This window comes from Streptomyces sp. NPDC037401 (assembly GCF_055602345.1).
Window position 1 is genome coordinate 135,495 of sequence record NZ_JBVJWO010000016.1, and the last position, 17,311, is coordinate 152,805.

Here is a 17,311-nt window from a genome sequence, read left to right on the forward strand (position 1 = left end):
GACGGGACTCTTCAGGATCCGTGATCGCGCGCGTTCGACTGTCGGGGGACCTCATGAATATCGGACAAGCGTGCGGAATGACGCTCCATCGGGTGACTCCTCGTCCTTCCCGTACTCCGCCTACGCGTTTTTGAAGCCGCTTCCCTCTTACAGGATGTCCGGGGCTTCCCGGCGCGACCGAGACGGAAGAGGAGAACACGACAGTGCTCACAGTCTGGGGGTGGGCGTGCCTGGCGACCGGCGTCAGCGCCGCAGCCGGGATCGCAGCACGTGCTTGTGCCTATTGGCTTCGCGAGGCAGTGCGACGTGAAACTCTTAAGGTCGTGCTGGATCAGCTTTCCACTAGCGGAGGTTCTGTTGAGGTCACCGACCATGACGGTGCCTCGTGGGCCGTGCGGCTTCCCGACAGCGAGCAGGATTGAATGTCCGGACATTTTTCCGAGGAGGAGTTCGATGCGGTGTACCGAGAGTGGTATCCGCGGCTGCTCGCTAGAGCCTCCATGGTGTGTGGCGCCCAGCGTGCTTTGGCATCCGACGCCGTACAAGAAGCATTCATTCAGTGCTGGCGCCGCATGAACGCACCAGAGGCTGCCCCGGTGCGGAATTGGGGGCCTTGGCTCGCCAGGACAGTGGTGCGCGAGGCGATCGAACTGTGCCGTCGCCACTCGGGCACCACTGCCCTCAACAACGCCGAGTGGTCGGCGCGTGGGCCGGACCTGGCCGAGCTTATGGACGTGAAGGAAGGCTTCCTCCAGGTGTGCGCAGGGATCGCAAGTCTCCCCGCTCGTCAGTCCGACGTGATGGCGCTCTACTACTTGGCCGGCCTGTCCACTGCTGAGATCGCCGCCATGCTGCGGATCGAGCCCTCAACCGTGCGGAAGCATCGGAGCGAGGCATGTAAGAAGCTCGAACCGCTCGCGGTGAAATTGAAACAGCAGGGACTACTCGACGGAGAGGGAGGAGAACAGCAGTGACGAAGAGCCGGCAGGAGCGAGCTGATTCTTCCCCGCCGACAGAGGATGCCCGGATCCGGGCCATGCTGCACTCGACCGAGGCGGCGCTGACACAGGCTGTGTCACCAGCGGAAACGGAAGCATCCCTGACTGCGTTGAAGAACCGGCTCCGGCATGAGGCGGCAACTCCTGTGGCTCTTGCAAGTCGCAGGGCTGCTCGGGAAGCGGTCAGCTCGTCCGCTCAGACCTACGAACGGCAGACGGCTCGGAGCACGGTGCTAAGCACCATCGCACTCGACGGGCAGTCGCCTGCTTCGCCGGCTGCACGCGGCGGTGTTCGACCTCCCGCTGCCGGCTCGCTTGACGAACTGTGGCGGTCATACAAGGCGACGGGCGACGAGCGGCTGCGCGAACAGCTGCTCCTGCACTACTCGCCGCTCGTCAAGTACGTCGCGGGCCGGGTGAGCGTGGGACTGCCGGCCGATGTGGAGCAGGCGGACTTCGTGTCGTCGGGGGTTTTCGGGCTGATCGACGCGATCGAGAAATACGACATCGAACGGTCGATCAAGTTCGAGACGTACGCGATCACCCGTATCCGAGGCGCGATGATCGACGAACTGCGCGCGCTGGACTGGGTCCCGCGCTCCGTACGGCAGAAGGCCAGGGCCGTCGAGCGAGCCTACGCAACGCTGGAGGCGCGGCTGCGGCGCACCCCATCCGAGAGCGAGGTGGCGGCCGAGATGGGCATCGCGCTGGATGAACTGAAAGCGGTTTTCGGCCAGTTGTCGCTGGCGAACGTCGTGGCACTGGAGGAGTTGCTGCACGTCAGCGGTGAGGGCAGCGACCGGCTGAGCCTCACGGACACGTTGGAGGACACCGCCGCTGACGACCCGGTGGAGGTGGCCGAGGACCGGGAGCTGCGGCGGTTCCTGGCTCGGGCGATCAGCACGCTGCCCGAGCGGGAGAAGACCGTCATCACTCTCTACTACTACGAGGGGCTCACGCTGGCCGAGATTGGGAACGTGCTGGGTGTGACCGAGAGCCGGGTGAACCAAATCCACACGAAGTCGGTGCTCCAACTGCGGGCAAGGCTCGCGGGCTTCGGTGCTGAGAAGCATTGACGTCGTCGCGCAACTCAGCTGGCTCCTCAGACGCGTACCTGGTCGGCGAGGCGGAGGGGACCTTTGCGCCGCAGATGTTTCCTCACAGCGGGCGGTCCTCCAGCACATGTATGCATCCGGTCTCCTTCTGGTCGATTCCCATGGCGAGGCCGCGCGCGCTCGCGCCCTGGCCGATGCAGACCTTCGCGAAGGTCCGCCTGCACCGGAACCGGAGACCGTCGATACGAAACGCTACGGTCTGCCTGACTCGCTGGACGACCTCGCCGACGCGAGTGACCCCATCGAGCGTCTGGCAGTGGCCGGGTACGTGGTCAACTCCGCCGCCGATCTGCTCTGCGACCACCACCACGCGTGAATCGGCGGCGGGAAGTGGCTGCCCCGGCGCCTGATCGAAGCCGACCCCAAACACGGAGCCGCCCTCCTCGAAGGGCACCACCGGCACCACCACTTGTGCGGCTCAGGCGACCCCGCAGCACTGATCAGCGCAGCCTCGAAGGTGCTCGACCTCGTCGGCGGCCCCCTCCGCGAGGGATACCACAGGACCTGGCACGGCACCATCGACTCGGTTGCCGCGGCACGCTGATACAGACTGCCCTACGCGGCCCGGCTGCGTCACGGTGACGGCAATGCGCCGCTGGTCCCCGCCCCTGCTCCTTGCCGCGGTGGTGGCGAATCACGAGCACCCAGCGGCCCCCGGCCTGCTCGGCCGACGACCGGGGAGGTACTGCCCTTGTCCCGCCTGCCCGAGCCGTTCTCCGCCCCCGAGGGCGGCCGAGCTCCCGCCCCTGCCCGCCCCGCGCCGGGCGCCCGCGAGGCATCCGGCGAAGGCCAGTACGCCCATCCGGAGCCCTCGGAGGGTCGAGGGTCCGGCACGGCCCGGCCGCAGAGGGCTACGCCGTCGAGGCCCGCAGCCAAGCCCAATCCCAAGTTGCCGGGTGGGCCAGCAGCCGGGGCCCGTGGGGGGCGTCCGCGTGCTGCGGTGCCTCCGGCCACTGCGGTCCGGCGTGGCAGGCCAAAGGGGGGGTGCCCCGCGCTGTGCGGGGCACCCCGGGAGGAGGGGGCTCCCTTGACCCGGGCCGCCCCCTTCGGGGTGCGGACTGCGGGACGGCCCCGCCAGGCGTGCCCGGCGGGGCCGTTCCCCGTGCTCATGTGCCGTCAACGGGTCAGTCGGTGAACTCCGGCTTGAGCCAGAGGCCGCTGAGCCCGCCGTCGGCGTCCACTCCGATCACGGTTCCCTCCGCGAACGCGAGGGCCTCGTGGGTTGGGACGCCGGCCGTCACCTGCAGCCAGCCGGTACGGCCGTCGAAAGTGACCCCGTGCTCCCGGCCGTCCACGCGGACGGCCATCCCGGGAAGGGCATCGAGCCCGGTGACCGCCACGCCACCCGCCTGGTGGGGCGGGGGTGTCACGGTGCCCGGCCGCCAGCCCTCACGGGGCGCCTATCCCGAGGCGAACAGGACCCTGCCCGTGGGCAGGTGGACGGTGAGGTCCCCGTGGCCGACCGAGATTTCGGTGCGGTCCCGTCCGCCCTGCACCCGCGCGAGCGGGTTGCCCTCCTCGAAGAAGAGGGACAGCTCGTCCTCTGTGGGGGGCGTCGAGCTGCCCCCAGGCCTTCACGTCCGCGGGCCCCATCTGGTACGGGGCGCCCGTGCCGCTCAGCGCGACGTCGTAGACGACGGCGGTGGCGGCAGTGCCCTGCTCCACGTCATTGGCGCCCTGCTGGAGGCCGGAGCGGGAGGCCTTGAGAAGCATGCCCGGTCCGGCGGTGGCGGCGCTGTCGGCCTGCCCGTAACCGAGCGGGGCAGGCCGCGGCTGGTGAGGTGGATGAGTTCGACGGCGTCGTCGGAGAACAGCGTGTCCTGCCGTCCGGCGATCGTGAGGTGGTGCTTGATGTAGCTGGCGGTCTCCTCCTTGCTCATGGTGGGCATCTGGTAGCTGATCGAGATCCGCTGGTCCAGGGCCGCCAGGACGCCGTGTTTCATCCGTTTGCGCAGGGTGGGCTGGCCGATGAGCAACACCGCGAACGGCGTCGTGGAGTCCCAAGTCGTAGTTGGTGAGCATGCGGATCGCGTCCAGCTCCTGGTGGTCGAGCAGGTGCGACTCATCTATCACCACGGCCGGCGTCCTGCCGCGTCGGGCATCACCGGATCGTCCGCGAGCGCGACCAGAGGGGGTGAAGTACCGGCGCACGGCCTCGGACCTGCGACGGAAACAGCGGATCCAGCCGCGGACCGTCCCCTCAGCCAGGCCCAGGAGAGCCGCGATCTGGCGGTGTCCCATCCCAAGGGCTGCTATCTCCAGCCCGGCGCCGATCACCTCGGCCGTATCCATCCGCCGAGGCCAGACCACCTCCGGCACCAGGACGTGCGTGATCTGACAACCGGTGCAGCGCGAACGGCGAGGACGTACGAACAGCCACAATCCGAGATCACCACGGACCTCCCGCGGCCGCCCATGACCCCACGGCGCGAGTACGGCCCCACATGGCGGACACGTCAGTTCGCCAGCCCGCAGCCGGCGTTCCACCAGCATGCCGTCCGAGTCCACGATCAGCACCAGTACCTCCGCCTGACCTCCAGCAAATCAGCCGGAATCTCTCCAGACGGGCCAGCAATCATGTTCGGATCCCCCGGTCAGAGTCCTTGTCCCAAGACAGCCTGATGCCGCTCTGGGACCAACCTTCTGGCGCGACTCAGCGGAAGGGAACACTCTCCAGAAACGGACGGACGACAGGAAGAATGAGGTTGCTCCTGGCAAAGGTGTGAAAGTGCCCACAGCCGGTGAGCTCGGCCAGACGGGCACCACGAATCTGCGCGGCAGTGCGCCGGATAGCCGGAAGTTGAGGGTCGAGATCGCCAGCAAGCAGCAGCAACGGCGGCAGGCTGGTGGATGATGCCAGCGTGTCCAAGACGCCGTCGCGGGTATCGAGTGCCATGGTCAGCGCGGCGAGGGCATGGGGGTCGGCTTCCTGCATCGTCGTACGCATCCATGCCGGCAGCGTGCCGAGCCGCTCCATCTGGCGGATGAACGGTGCCGTGCCCTGCTCACGCAGGAGTCGCACCTCGGCCTCGACCTCGGCCCGGTCCACCGCCGCCCGGTCCGCGTGGGCGCCACCGACGACCAGTCCGGCGACTCGTTCCGGATGGCCGGCGAGCAGGTTCAAGGCGACGATGCCGCCCATACTTGACCCCCACAGGGCCGCCTGGTCGATGGCGAGTGCGTCGAGTACAGCCAGGACGTCGTCCACCTGCCGGGCGATTCGGTAACTGTCCACATCGTGGGGTGCGTCGCTTGCGCCATGCCCCCTGGCATCGATGACAACGAGCCGGTTCCGGTCAGCCAAGGCCTCGACATGACCGGCGGACCACCAAGTGGACCGGTCACCGAAGAATCCGTGCAGCAGAACGAGAGGCGGTCCATCTCCTGCTGTTTCGAAGGCGATGCGCAGTCCGTCTTGGCTGGTGACATGCATGCCGACGAGCTTGGAGGACGTAGGGTCCGCTTCGCGATGAGATGGGGGGCGCCCCCTGGGGCCAACCCAAGGAGTAGCCCGCCACAGTTCGGTTCCTCGTGTCCACCATGTCGTCGCACACGAAGTGCACCCAACGCATCCGACCTGTCACACGAAAGTCGCCACCGTGACTGTCGCCAAGCCAGGCGTTCCTGCTCATACAGCACGTCGCTCAACAGCGACGCAGCGCAGGCTCCCCCCAGTCCAAGGCCGCCCGCGCTCTTCAGGCGCAGGTATGTGAACCGTCATGCCACAGTCCTGGCGTGTAGAGCCTGTTGAAGGCCTCGCGGGGCGGAGTTCAGAGGCCGGCCGAGTGAATGACGCAAATCGGGCACGCCACTGCTGTGCCTTACATGCAGAGGGAGCGCCATGTGCAGGTCTCCGACGCACCGCCGACGTTCCGCCGCGGAGGCGAAGGCCATCGGGTGAGTTCTCACAGGTCAAGGGGCATGCGCCAAAGGTTTCGGCGGCTGAGCATGCCCCAACTCAACACCGACACGCCAGGAAAGTGTTGAGGGCGATCTCGTTCAGCACTTCTGCCGGGCCGCTCTCTCGACAAGGTCGATCATCCGGTCGATGAACAGGATCAACCTCCAGGCGTGCAAGTTCGAAACGATGACAACTCCGGCGCGCACGGATTCTCCGAGATCCTCTACGCCTACGCCTCAACCCTTTCAGCCCGCCCACCGTGCCGTTCACGCCGGTGACGCCGCACCCGTGGCGCCCCAGTCCCGCCGCTTGAAGACCAGATACAGGCCGACGCAGACCGCTGCCATCAGTGCCACGGCGAAGGGATAGCCCAGGACCCGCCCGAGCTCGGACATCGTCTCGAGGTTCATTCCGCAGATCGTGCCCACCAGGGTGGGGGCTGAGAGGATCGCTGCGCAGGCGGAGATCTTCTTGAACTCCCGCCCTCACGGCACCGACCGGCGGAGATCGGCCAGAGAGGCGCTCTGACCTGCAACGATTCGCCTCTCCGGCCCTTCGCCGCGCTACCGATCGATATGGCCGATCCTCCCCAGCGGAGCCTGCCCCTGAAGGAGGATCGCCGCCGGTCGGCACCGTGACCCGGGCGTCACGACAGGCCACGCGACGCAGCGGCAGGGGGCAGGAACAGGTGCCCGCTGCCTGCTTGGCGGTGCTCGCGGTGGGGCGCTCGGAGCTCGCGCCACAACTTGACGGATTCGCCGGATCGGACACCCGATCTGCGGTAATTGCACCTCTTCACCCCCTTGAGGCGGGGCGTTCCTCGGCGCCGTTGTTGAAAATGAGTGTCATAGTCGTATAGAAGTACGGGGTGCTCATCTCACGACAGGTGCTGGAGCGCCCGATGGCCGGAGTCCGGCCCTTCGCGCTCACCGCACTCAGGCATCCCACGGTCTCCACGCTCCTGGCGGATCACCGCATCCTGCTGGCCGACCTTTTGGACGGCCTGGGGTCACCGCTGCACATCGTGTTGCCCGAGATCTTCGAAGAGAACGTCGTCGGACTCCGTCAGGCGTTCGCCGAGGCGGGCGCCACCGCCGACATCCTGTTCGCCAAGAAGGCGAACAAGGCCGACTGTTACGTCACGTCGGCTGCCGCCCTCGGCGTCGGGATCGACGTCGCCAGTACCCCCGAACTGGTCAAGGCCCTGGCCGGCGGAGTGCCCGGACACCGGATCGGGATATCCGGCCCGGAGAAGGACGACACGCTGCACGCTCTCGCCGTTCAGCACGGCTGCCTGGTCGCCGTCGACTCGATCAGTGAACTCCGTCGGCTTGCGGCAACCGCGCGGCTCGCGCGGCGGCAGGCCACTGTGCTGCTGCGGTCCCGGACGGCCGGCCAACCGGGAAGCCGCTTCGGGCTGTCCGCCGCCGAGCGCGAGGCCGCTGTCGGTCTGTGCGCGGAACTCGCCGACCAGATCAGCCTCCGGGGATTCTCCTTCCACCTGAACGGCTACTCCGCGGCGGAACGCGCGACGGCGGCGAACGAGATGATCGAGCACTGCCTCGACGCCAGGCGGCGCGGCTCGCTCTGCGCGGAACTGGTCGACATCGGCGGCGGGTTGCCGGTTCGCTATGTCGAGCCGCGGCTTTGGGACGAGTTCCTTGAGCAGAACGAGCCGGCGCACTACCACGCGGCCAAGGACTTCAAGGACTTCTATCCGTACGGCGGGCAGCCCGCCGCCCAGGCAGTGCGCGCGATCATGGCGCACCCGGTCGACGGTGGCGAGAGCCTGTCGGCGAAGGCGGGACGCAACGGCATCCGGTTCGTCGTCGAGCCCGGCCGGGCGCTGTTGGACCAGGCCGGATTCACCATGTACCGCGTCCAGCAGGTCGACGACCGACGGGACACCGACGGGTACGCGATCGTCACCGTCGCGGGCAGCAGTTTCAGTCTCTCCGAACAGTGGTTCAACAGTGACTATCTCCCCGACCCGCTGCTGATGTCCGCCGAGCCCACCGCCGACGAGATGTTCCCGGCCTGCGTCGCAGGCTCGACCTGCCTGGAAAGCGACCTGGTGACCTGGCGGAAGATCGGCTTCCCGCGGCCCGTACGGCGCGGTGACCACCTGGCCTACCTCAACACCGCCGGCTACCAGATGGACTCCAACGAGTCACCGTTCCATGACGCCGCACTGCCGTTGAAGGCCGTTCTCCGGCTCGGTGACGGCGGGTCCCCGCCGCGCTGGCGACTGGACGGATTCCGATGAGACCTCGAACCAATCCGATGCGACCGCCAACGAAGGAGAGACCTCGCATGTCACAAGACTACGCCCCACCCGGGCAGTTGTGGCTGTTGCCGCAGTCCCAGCAAGAAGGACTGGACCTCGACCGCCGACAGGTGATCGCGGTCGTCGAGCAGGCCTACCGCGCACTGCGCGAAGGCGGCTCCAACAACCCGGTCAAGACGATCATCGACGATCCCGACCACCGCTCGCTGAGCTATTCGATGGTGGCCAGGGACGCGGGTAGCGGCACCGTCTGCTTCAAGGCCGTCTACGAGTTCGACCCGCGCCGCAACCGGGACGGTTACCGGTTCCACTCGTTCGTCTTCCTCGTCGACGACACCACCGGTGCACCCATCGCGCTGATGGACGTGGTGAAGCTCGGACCCCTGCGCTCCTCGGCCACCACCGCGCTGTTCGCCCGCGCGGCCTGCCCCGACGCACGCAGCGCCCTGGTCGTCGGCACCGGTGTCCAGGGGCAGGCGGCACTGCCGATGCTGCTCGCGGCCTTGCCGAAGTTGGAGCGGTTGCAGGTGTGCGGCACCTACCCCGATGGTCTGCGCGCGGTCCAGGACAGCGTCGACGGCCGCGAGGTCGAGATCGTCAAGGATCTCCGGGAGGCCGCCGGCGAGGCGGACATCGTGATCGGCGCCGCCGGCCTGTCCGTCACGGAGGAGGTCAGGCGTGACTGGATGAAGCCGGGCTCGGTCGCGGTACTCCTCGGGTATGGCGTGCACGCCGACGTGTGCCATGGCGCGGACTACCGGATCGCCACCGATACCGCCCAGATGCATGCCACCTGCGACGACCTGCGGGGCGAGGACGGCAACCTGCCGTCCGTGGATGCCCAACTGCCGGACATCCTGCTCGGCCGGGCACCTGCACGCCGCCATCCGGACGACGTGGTCTTCGCCTACAACAGCGGTATGGCGGTCACTGACGCCGCGCTGGGCCGGTACATGGCCGATCTCGCGCTGGCGGGCGGGCGCGGGGAAAAGGTCAACTTCTGGTGAGTACCGATACGACCGGCACGACCGGCATGACAGAGACCGGCGCCGGCTGGTGGGTCAAGAACTCGCGGACGCTGCTCAAGCTCGCGTTCCCCTTGATCCTGACCAACTTCGCCTATGTCGCGCTGACCACGGTGGACATCGTGATGCTGGGCAGGCTCGGCGCGGTCGAGATCGCCGCCGCCGGTCTGGCCATCGCGCTGTTCAACCAGCTGCGCACCACCGGGACAGGACTGGTCACCGGAGTCAGCAACCTGGTCGCCGAGGCGCGGGTGCGGGGCGACCGGGAACGCGTCGGCGCGCTGCTGTTCGCGGGGTTCTTCTGGGCGACCGTGTGCGGTGTGGTGTTCTGCGCGGCACTCCTGCTGATCGGTCCGCTGCTGGTCCTGCTGGGTCAGGACCCGACGGTGGTCGACAAGGCAGGCGAGTTCCTGATGGTCATGGCGCCGGGCATGCTGCCCTGCCTGTGGTTCCAGAACCTGCGGCACTTCACCACCGGCCTCAAGCGGCCCGGCCCGCTGCTGGCCATCACGCTGGCCTCGATCGGCGTGACCATCGGCCTGAACTACGTATTGATCCACGGAAAGTTCGGTCTGCCCGCATTCGGATTCGTGGGTGTCGCGATCTCCACCGTCACGGTGTTCCTGCTGTCCTTCCTGGCGTTCGTCGCCGTGATCCTGCGCGACAGCGTCCTGCGCCCGTACCTCACCTCGCCCGATGCGCGGCGCTGGTCGGGGGACGCGGTCCGGTCCGTCTGGCGCCTGGGCCTGCCGATCTCGGGTACCTACGCCTCGGAGGCCGGGTTCTTCAGTGTGCTGACCCTGGTCATCGGCTCCCTGGGCGTCGATGCCCTGGCCGCGCAGACGGTGCTGAACCAGATCGTCTACATCGTCTTCATGATCTCCGCCGGGCTGTCGCACGCGGCGTCGATCCACATCAGCGAGGCCGACGGCGCGGGCGACTATGTGACAGCACGCAGAATGGGGCTCCTCGGCACGGGCTGGGGCGTCATCGCGACGCTGGTGGTCGCCGTCGTGTACCTGGTGATCCCGAACGCGATCGTGTCCTTGTTCATCTCGGCCGAGCATGCCGGCAACTCGGACATCATCGCGCTGGCCGTGACCGGACTGCTGATCGCCGCCCTCATGCAGGTGTTCGACGCCACGCAGAACATCGGCAACGGCATCCTGCGCGGAATCGGCGACACCGCGGGGCCCTTCCGGATCTCCCTTGTCGGGTACTGGCTGATCGGGCTGCCCGCGGGCTACCTGCTCGGGGTGACCGCCGACTGGGGCGTCGAGGGTGTCTGGATCGGCCAGACCATCGGCCTCGCGGCCACGGCCGCCATCCTGCTGGTCGCCTTTCTGCGCCGCGTCGACCGGCTCCAGCGAGCGACGGCCGGCGCACCCGTTCCGGAACCGGAGTCGTCATGAACCACGCCCTCGCACCAGCCACTTCGGCCTCCTTGATACGCAGGGAGGTGGCGGGCCTGCCCCTCTACGATCCCGGCGCCGACCCGGACGAGGTGGCCGCCCTCAGTGGCTCCCGCCGCGTGATCAAACTCTCCAACAACGAGAGCCCGTTCGGCATCTCTCCGGCGGTCGCCGCAGCCGTCCGCCTGGGCCTCGCCGACGGCGTCTCCCGCTACCCCGACCCCACCGGCAAACGGCTCGCTGAGGCCATCGGGAAGAGCCTGGACGTGCCTGCCGAGCGCGTCGTGCTCGGCAACGGCTCCGAGAACATCCTGGAGCTGCTGTGCCAGGCGGTACTCGATCCCGGTGATCTGGTGGTCACCCAGGCACCCGGGTTCAGCCTGCACGAGATCTTCCCCCGCATCATGGGTGCCCGGGTCGAAAAGGTCCCGGTCACCCCCGAGTTCGGGTTCGACGCGGACGCCTGGCGTGACGCGCTGGCCGCAGGCCCCAAACTCGTCTTCCTCGCCAACCCGTGCAACCCCACCGGCGCAATGCTCAGCGCCGGCCACCTCGAGCAAGTCGTGGCCGCCACCCCGGAATCGGCCCTGCTGGTGCTCGACGAGGCATACGGCGAGTTCGCCCGGCCCAACCCCGAGTACCCCGACGGAGTCGAGGCCCTGCGCGGCCGGGACCGGCCGTGGATCGTGCTGCGCACCTTCTCCAAGGCCTACGGCCTGGCGGGCGTCCGGGTGGGGTACGGCATCGCCTCCGACTCCACCCTGATCCAGGCACTGGACCGGGTCCGTACTCCGTACAACGTCAACCAGCCGGCCCAGGACGCCGCCATCGCCGCGCTGGGCGACCACGCGCACCTGGCGAACACGGTCCGCCGGACCGCTGCGGAGATCGCCAGGGTCACCGACCGGCTGCGCGGCGCGGGCCTGCGCGTGGTCCCGTCCTCGACCAACTTCCTCTTCATCGACACCGGCTGCCGCTCCGACTGGGTCGCCCAGGAGCTGCACCGCGCCGGAATCATCGTCAAGGCGTGGCGCGAGCCGGGATACGAGAACTACATCCGAGCCTCACTGTCGACCCCCGGAGACAACGACGTCTTCGTGCGGTGTCTGACGGAGATCTGCACGAAGGACAAGCCGTGATCAAAAGAAAGATATCTGACCTGATAGGGCGAACTCCCCTGCTCGACCTGTCAGTTGCGGACGGTTCGGCAACCGTCCTGCTGAAGATGGAGCAGTACAACCCCACCGGCACCGCCAAGATCCGCATGGCCAGGAACATGGTGGACGAGGCGGAGGCGGCGGGGCTGCTCACCCCTGGCGGGTGGCTGGTCGAGTCCACCTCCGGCAACACCGGGCTCGGCCTGGCGCTCATAGCCGCCGAACGCGGATACAAGTTCACCGCCGTGGTGGACAACCACTCCAGCACGGACAAGCTGCGCGGCATGGTCGCCTACGGCGCCGACATCCTCAACGTCGCCGGGGACGAGGAAGGCCTCGCCACCGCCGAACGCGACACCGTGGCCGAGCGACTCGCGGCCGAGCAGGGCGCGTACTGGACTGCGCAACACCGCAATCAGGGAAACCCCAACGGCTACCGGCCGCTCGCCCGCGAACTGCACGACGACCTGGGCGACGACATCCAGTACCTGTACGGGGCCGTCGGCACCGGTGGTTCGCTCTGCGGCACCGGCCGCGTCCTGCGCGAACGCATCCCGGACCTGAAGATCATCGGCGTCGAGCCGGTGGGGTCCGTCGTCTTCGGCGGCAAGGGCGCGCCTTACCACCAGTCCGGCACCGGTACGCCCGAAGGCTCGGAGATCGGCGGCGTCGTCGACTACGAACTGATCGACAAGGGGGTCAAGGCCAGTGACTCGGAAGCCTTCGAGACCTGCCGCTACCTGGCCAGGAACTTCGGCATCCTGATCGGCGGTTCGGCGGGCGGCGTGGTCTACAAGGCCTTGGAGCAGGCACAGAGCGCGGGCCCCGGGACCACCATCGTCGTGCTGGTCTGCGACGGCGGCGACAAGTACATGGACACCGTGTTCAACGACGACTGGATGGCGGCCAACGGCTTGTTCGACGCTCAGGTCGTCCACCGGCTGGCCGCGATGCTGCGGTAGCGCCCGTCCCGATCGAATAGTCAGAACACCTGGCGAATCCGCTCGGTTTCACCGATGTGCCGTCCGCGGCGTTCCGCGGCCGCGAAACGCCGTCCCTCCGCCTGTGGAGTGTTCCCGGCAGTCGGTCCCCCCGAGCCGCCAGGACCCTTCAGCCCACGTCTACGAACTGGTACCTGTTAATGAAGACAAAAACGATTACCGTAATAGTTACGGCCCTGACGGTGCTCGCGGTTGCGGGGTGCACGGCCGACACCGCTGCCGATGCCGGCGAGCGGGCACAGACGACGGGGACGCGCGCGACGACGACCTACCCGTTCACCATCAAGAACTGCCGCACCGATGTCACCTACAAGGCCGCGCCGAAGAAGGTCGTCACCCTCAACCAGACCGCCGCCGAGATCCTCATCCACCTGGGCGCGGGTGACCGGATCGTCGGATCGGGCTACGAGATCGAGAAGACGCCGGACGCGATCGCCCAGCAGTACAAGAAGATTCCGCTCCTGTCCGCGCACGGGCAGGAGATCAAACACGAGAAGCTGCTGGAAGCGCAGCCGGACTTCGTCTACGGCTCCTTCGCGAGCATGTTCACCGCCGAGCAGTCCGGCGACCGGAAGCAGCTCCACGACCTGGGCGTGCCGACCTACCTGACCGAGTTCGACTGCTCGTCCCACGAGAGCGTGGCAGGCGCGAACTTCGAGATGTTGTACGAGGAGTACCGCCGGCTGGGCAAGATCATGGACATGCCCGCCGCCGGAGAGAAACTGGCGACCGAACAGCAGGCCGTAGTGCAGAAGGCCCTGGGCGCCGTCAAGAAGCGCGACACTCCGCTGAAGGTGATGTGGTTCTACTCCACCTACGAGGGCACTCCGTGGGCAGCGGGCCCCGGTGGTCTGCCGCAGCACATCTCGGACCTCGTCGGTGTCCAGAACATCTTCGCCGACGCGAAGACCAAGTGGGCCGAGGTGAGCTGGGACGAGGTCGCCGCCCGGAATCCCGACGTCATCATCCTGGCCGACCTGACCCGAGGCGAACCCAACGACTCCGCCAAGGAAAAGATCGACCTGCTCAAGAAGGACCCCCTGACCAGCAAGCTCAGCGCGGTGAAGGGTGACCGGTTCATCTCCGTCCCCGGCTCCCACATGGATCCCAGCTACGGCAGCGCGTCCGTGGTTCCCGCGCTGGTCGACGGCCTGAACAAGCTCGGGTGAACTGTTTCACCATGACGACGAGTTCACACACTACTGCCGCGCCCACCGGGAATCCGGTCACCAGCCGTGAAACGGTTCCGGTGGGTCCGCGGCGCGCCTCGACGGTAGCGCTCTTCTTCGTGGCCGTGGCCGGGCTGCTGGTGTCGGTCGTCGCGGCGTCGCTTTTCGGGAGCGCGAACATCCGGCCCCTCGATGTCGTCTCCACGATCCTGCGGCACGTCGGTCTGGGCGGTATCGCCCCCACCCCGCCCTTGCCGGGGCTGCTGGACGCCCTGATCTGGGAGTCGCGCTTCCCGAGGGTGTTGCTGGCCGCCGCCGTCGGCATGGCCCTGGCGGTCTCGGGCACGGTCCTGCAAGCGGTCACCAGGAATCCCCTGGCCGACCCCTACCTGTTGGGAGTCTCCTCCGGCGCCTCCACCGGCGCGGTCGCCGTGCTCCTGCTGGGCATCGGCGGAAGCATCTCCCTCTCGACCGGAGCTTTCATCGGCGGCCTGGTCTCCTTCGGCCTGCTGCTGCTCCTGCTCGGCGGGGGTCGCGTCGCCAGCCCTTCCCGCGTGGTGCTCACCGGCGTACTCGTGTCCCAGTTCTTCGCCGCGGTCACCTCGGTCATCCTCATGGTCAGCGGGGACGCGAACTCCACCCGCGGCTTCACCTACTGGCTGCTCGGCACCCTCGGCGGCGCCCGGTGGGAGGGGGTGGCCGTCACCGTCGTGATCATCCTGATCGGAGTGGTCGCCATCCAGTTCTTCGCGCCCGCCCTCGACGCCTTCACGTTCGGATGGGACTCCGCCGCCGCCCTGGGGATCAACGTCACCGCGGCCCGCACCTGGCTGATGGTGCTGACCTCGGTCATCACAGCGGCCGCCGTGGCGGCCTCCGGCGCGATCGGCTTCATCGGGCTGCTCATCCCGCATGCCGTCCGCATCCTGGCAGGCCCGATGCACCGCTCCCTGCTGCCTCTGTCCGCGATCGTCGGCGCCATCTTCCTGATCTGGGTGGACGTGTTCGCACGGACAGCGTTCTCACCCCACGAGCTGCCCGCCGGCGTCATCACCGCGCTTCTCGGCGCGCCCGCCTTCGCGCTGGTCCTGAAGCGTCTGGAGTCCTGATGGGCCGCATCACCACCACCCGACTCTCCTGGTCGGTCAAAGGCCACCTGCTTCTGGACAACATCGAGATGGCGGCCCGCGACGGAAAGACCGTCGGCCTCCTCGGCCCCAACGGCTCGGGCAAGTCGACACTGCTACGCCTGCTCGCCGGACTGCGCCGTCCCGACACCGGCACCATCCGCTACGACGACACCAGCCTGGACGACCTCAGTCGGCGGGTGCTGGCCCGACGGCTCGCCGTAGTCGAGCAGGACGTGTCCGCCCACAACCACGTCAACGTCCGCCAGGTCGTGGAACTCGGACGCACACCGTTCCGCGGCCGCTTCGACGCCCTGACCGAGCACGATCGTCGGATCGTCGACGCGGCACTGGAACGGACCGACATCACCGACAAACAGCACCGCAGCTGGCACACCCTCTCCGGAGGCGAGAAACAGCGCACCCAACTCGCCCGAGCCCTCGCCCAGGAGCCCCAGGAGATCCTGCTCGACGAACCCACCAACCACCTCGACATCCGCCATCAGCTCGAACTCCTCGACCTGCTGACGACACTGGACGCCACCTGCGTCGTCGCCCTGCACGACCTCAACCTCGCCGCCCGGTATTGCGACCACATCGTCCTCCTCGACCACGGACAGGTGGCCGCCGCGGGCGCCCCGGAGGCCGTGCTGACACCGGACCTGATCCAGTCGGTCTACGGCGTCAACGTGCTCGTCGACCGCGAACACACCACCGGCACCCTCCGCATCACCTACCTGGCATCCACCGCAACACGAACGACTGCCACGAAAGCGATGCAACTCGATCCACCGTAGGGCTCATCAGCTGCCGACCACAACGACCTCGACGCTGTCGTCGGCGAATTCAGGGCGGCTGTCGGCATGCACGCCATATTCATGTGCACGCCGACTCGCGCCCTTCCGGGGCATCCAACCGACCACATACCGCGTCACGTCCTTGCGATGCCGCCCCTTCTGCTCGCGCCCGCGGGTCGCGCCGATGGCCAGCCTTCCGATACCGGCAAGGACGGGACGACGACAAGGCGGGCAGGTTCTGTCCAGCAAACGGGGGTGAACAAGCGCGAGGCCGGGCCGCAAGGCGTGCTTCTCTGCCCGGTCTGCAAGCACCCCGTCGACACGGTGATCAGGCGGGCATGAAGTCTCCGGCGGGGCTTGGGGGTTGGGGATTGGGGATTCGGAGTAGCCTTTCCTGTAAGGACGGTGACGTGAAGGACCGGTGATTCCGCACCTGTCCGCACCCGTGCGGACACCACGCAGGCAGATGGGTGCCTGGTTCGGTGCACGAGAGCCGCAACCACCGGCGCGCTGCCTGCACGTCGTCGTCGCCACGTGGGCCGCGCGGTGCGGGCGCCACGAGCTTGCAGCGAATTGCGCGAACCGGGCTCCCACGGGCCGGATATGGGTTGATACGCGTTGCCGCCCGAGTGGCCACCGGTGGATGCGGCCGTGACCACGAGGCAAAACGCCCCACCCCGGCAGCTGCGATGCCAGGGTCGGGGCGTTGTCACCGGGTGGCTATCCGAGCCAGATGATGTTCAGGACGGTCAGGCGGTGCAGGGGCATGTTCACCCAGTAGGTGAGGGACAGCCGGCCGACGGAGGCGTAGCGCACGTCCTCGCCTTCGGGGTCGTCGGCGTTCCACTGCCGGAAGCCCCACGGGTCGGCCGCGGCGGCGTCCAGGACGTCCCACACGGTGTCCTCGGCGTGTTCGGGCAGGGTGTCGAGGACCTTCGCGGCCGGCGCGGAGAAGCGGACCGCGTACGGCTGTCCGGTCACCGGCGCCTTCCCCGCAGCTCCGCCATGTCGATGGTCTCGCTGTCGTCGTAGCCGGAGGCGACGAACGCGTCGACCACCGGGGCGTGGGCGAGGCGGCCCTGCCAGTCCTGGACGACCTCGTATAGCCCGGCGAGGGAGAACGTCCGGCGGGACTCCTCCAGCGCGGCCGTCCACTCCCGCTCGAAGGCCGGCACCCAGTGCTCCGCGCGCCGGTCAGCGCGGAGCTGGGCAAGGAGTTCGGCCGGGGCGCCGGGTGCGGGCGCGTACGACGGGACGGGCGTGTGCTCGGGCTGGGCGCTCACGGGCTCCTCCAGGCGGGTCTCACCGCCACGGTAGCCGCC

15 protein-coding genes and 3 pseudogenes are annotated in these 17,311 nt (G+C 68.0%); 10 read left to right on the forward strand and 8 right to left on the reverse strand.

From position 1 onward, the window contains the following. The first annotated feature begins 422 nt into the window (after positions 1-422). Positions 423-974, forward strand: a complete 552-nt coding sequence (locus tag ACZ7H1_RS19470) for an RNA polymerase sigma factor (protein WP_470788135.1) — start codon at positions 423-425, stop codon at positions 972-974. Between the two features lie 266 nt (positions 975-1,240). Further along, a complete protein-coding gene (gene whiG, locus ACZ7H1_RS19475) occupies positions 1,241-2,074 on the forward strand; it encodes an RNA polymerase sigma factor WhiG (RefSeq protein ID WP_470788208.1) in 834 nt (277 codons plus the stop codon). An 82-nt stretch (positions 2,075-2,156) separates the two neighbouring features. On the opposite strand, the gene ACZ7H1_RS19480 is transcribed toward whiG, so the two are convergent. From ACZ7H1_RS19480 to ACZ7H1_RS19505, 6 genes and pseudogenes are all read right to left on the reverse strand, one after another. Further along, entirely contained in the window at positions 2,157-2,510 is a 354-nt protein-coding gene (locus ACZ7H1_RS19480) for a hypothetical protein (protein ID WP_470788137.1), read from the reverse strand. A gap of 727 nt (positions 2,511-3,237) precedes the next feature. Beyond that, positions 3,238-3,453 (reverse strand): hypothetical protein, encoded by a 216-nt coding sequence (locus ACZ7H1_RS19485; protein ID WP_470788139.1) that lies wholly within the window; start codon positions 3,451-3,453, stop codon positions 3,238-3,240. A 190-nt stretch (positions 3,454-3,643) separates the two neighbouring features. After that, a pseudogene (locus tag ACZ7H1_RS19490) lies at positions 3,644-3,880 on the reverse strand (hypothetical protein); the annotation flags it as partial. A 510-nt stretch (positions 3,881-4,390) separates the two neighbouring features. Beyond that, positions 4,391-4,606: pseudogene (locus ACZ7H1_RS19495) on the reverse strand (DUF6431 domain-containing protein); the annotation flags it as partial. A gap of 160 nt (positions 4,607-4,766) precedes the next feature. After that, a complete protein-coding gene (locus ACZ7H1_RS19500) occupies positions 4,767-5,546 on the reverse strand; it encodes an alpha/beta fold hydrolase (protein WP_470788141.1) in 780 nt (259 codons plus the stop codon). 734 nt (positions 5,547-6,280) lie between these two features. Then, a pseudogene (locus ACZ7H1_RS19505) lies at positions 6,281-6,493 on the reverse strand (CorA family divalent cation transporter); the annotation flags it as partial. A gap of 389 nt (positions 6,494-6,882) precedes the next feature. Between ACZ7H1_RS19505 and ACZ7H1_RS19510 the strand changes: the two are divergent. From ACZ7H1_RS19510 to ACZ7H1_RS19545, 8 genes are all read left to right on the forward strand, one after another. Further along, positions 6,883-8,280 carry an alanine racemase gene (locus ACZ7H1_RS19510; protein ID WP_470788143.1) on the forward strand — a complete coding sequence of 466 codons (1,398 nt, stop codon included), beginning with the start codon at positions 6,883-6,885 and terminating at the stop codon, positions 8,278-8,280. Between the two features lie 47 nt (positions 8,281-8,327). Further along, a complete protein-coding gene (locus ACZ7H1_RS19515) occupies positions 8,328-9,308 on the forward strand; it encodes an ornithine cyclodeaminase (protein ID WP_470788144.1) in 981 nt (326 codons plus the stop codon). Then, positions 9,305-10,738: an MATE family efflux transporter gene (locus tag ACZ7H1_RS19520; protein ID WP_470788145.1), complete on the forward strand. Its 1,434-nt coding sequence runs from the start codon at positions 9,305-9,307 to the stop codon at positions 10,736-10,738. The genes ACZ7H1_RS19515 and ACZ7H1_RS19520 overlap by 4 nt, the downstream gene beginning before the upstream one ends. Continuing rightward, on the forward strand, positions 10,735-11,877 hold the full coding sequence (hisC, locus tag ACZ7H1_RS19525; RefSeq protein ID WP_470788147.1) for a histidinol-phosphate transaminase: 1,143 nt from the start codon (positions 10,735-10,737) through the stop codon (positions 11,875-11,877). Before ACZ7H1_RS19520 ends, hisC begins: the two co-directional genes overlap by 4 nt. Further along, positions 11,874-12,857, forward strand: coding sequence for a PLP-dependent cysteine synthase family protein (locus ACZ7H1_RS19530; protein ID WP_470788148.1), 984 nt, complete (start codon positions 11,874-11,876; stop codon positions 12,855-12,857). The genes hisC and ACZ7H1_RS19530 overlap by 4 nt, the downstream gene beginning before the upstream one ends. 221 nt (positions 12,858-13,078) lie before the next feature. After that, positions 13,079-14,065: an ABC transporter substrate-binding protein gene (locus tag ACZ7H1_RS19535; protein WP_470788149.1), complete on the forward strand. Its 987-nt coding sequence runs from the start codon at positions 13,079-13,081 to the stop codon at positions 14,063-14,065. Positions 14,066-14,145: 80 nt separating this feature from the next. Continuing rightward, positions 14,146-15,174 carry a FecCD family ABC transporter permease gene (locus ACZ7H1_RS19540; RefSeq protein WP_470788209.1) on the forward strand — a complete coding sequence of 343 codons (1,029 nt, stop codon included), beginning with the start codon at positions 14,146-14,148 and terminating at the stop codon, positions 15,172-15,174. Further along, positions 15,174-15,989 carry an ABC transporter ATP-binding protein gene (locus tag ACZ7H1_RS19545; RefSeq protein ID WP_470788150.1) on the forward strand — a complete coding sequence of 272 codons (816 nt, stop codon included), beginning with the start codon at positions 15,174-15,176 and terminating at the stop codon, positions 15,987-15,989. The genes ACZ7H1_RS19540 and ACZ7H1_RS19545 overlap by 1 nt, the downstream gene beginning before the upstream one ends. Positions 15,990-16,709: 720 nt before the next feature. On the opposite strand, the gene ACZ7H1_RS19550 is transcribed toward ACZ7H1_RS19545, so the two are convergent. Together ACZ7H1_RS19550 and ACZ7H1_RS19555 are read right to left on the reverse strand one after the other, a co-directional pair. Further along, positions 16,710-16,970: a hypothetical protein gene (locus ACZ7H1_RS19550; protein WP_470788152.1), complete on the reverse strand. Its 261-nt coding sequence runs from the start codon at positions 16,968-16,970 to the stop codon at positions 16,710-16,712. Continuing rightward, positions 16,967-17,272: a DUF6247 family protein gene (locus ACZ7H1_RS19555; protein WP_470788210.1), complete on the reverse strand. Its 306-nt coding sequence runs from the start codon at positions 17,270-17,272 to the stop codon at positions 16,967-16,969. Before ACZ7H1_RS19555 ends, ACZ7H1_RS19550 begins: the two co-directional genes overlap by 4 nt. Positions 17,273-17,311 lie beyond the last annotated feature (39 nt).

What these genes read in the sequence shown, in the direction of transcription:
- ACZ7H1_RS19470 (WP_470788135.1), top strand. Translation starts at nt 423, where the DNA reads ATGTCCGGACATTTTTCCGAGGAGGAGTTCGATGCGGTGTACCGAGAG.
- ACZ7H1_RS19500 (WP_470788141.1), bottom strand. Translation starts at nt 5,546, where the DNA reads ATGCATGTCACCAGCCAAGACGGACTGCGCATCGCCTTCGAAACAGCA.
- ACZ7H1_RS19515 (WP_470788144.1), top strand. Translation starts at nt 8,328, where the DNA reads ATGTCACAAGACTACGCCCCACCCGGGCAGTTGTGGCTGTTGCCGCAG.
- hisC (WP_470788147.1), top strand. Translation starts at nt 10,735, where the DNA reads ATGAACCACGCCCTCGCACCAGCCACTTCGGCCTCCTTGATACGCAGG.
- ACZ7H1_RS19545 (WP_470788150.1), top strand. Translation starts at nt 15,174, where the DNA reads ATGGGCCGCATCACCACCACCCGACTCTCCTGGTCGGTCAAAGGCCAC.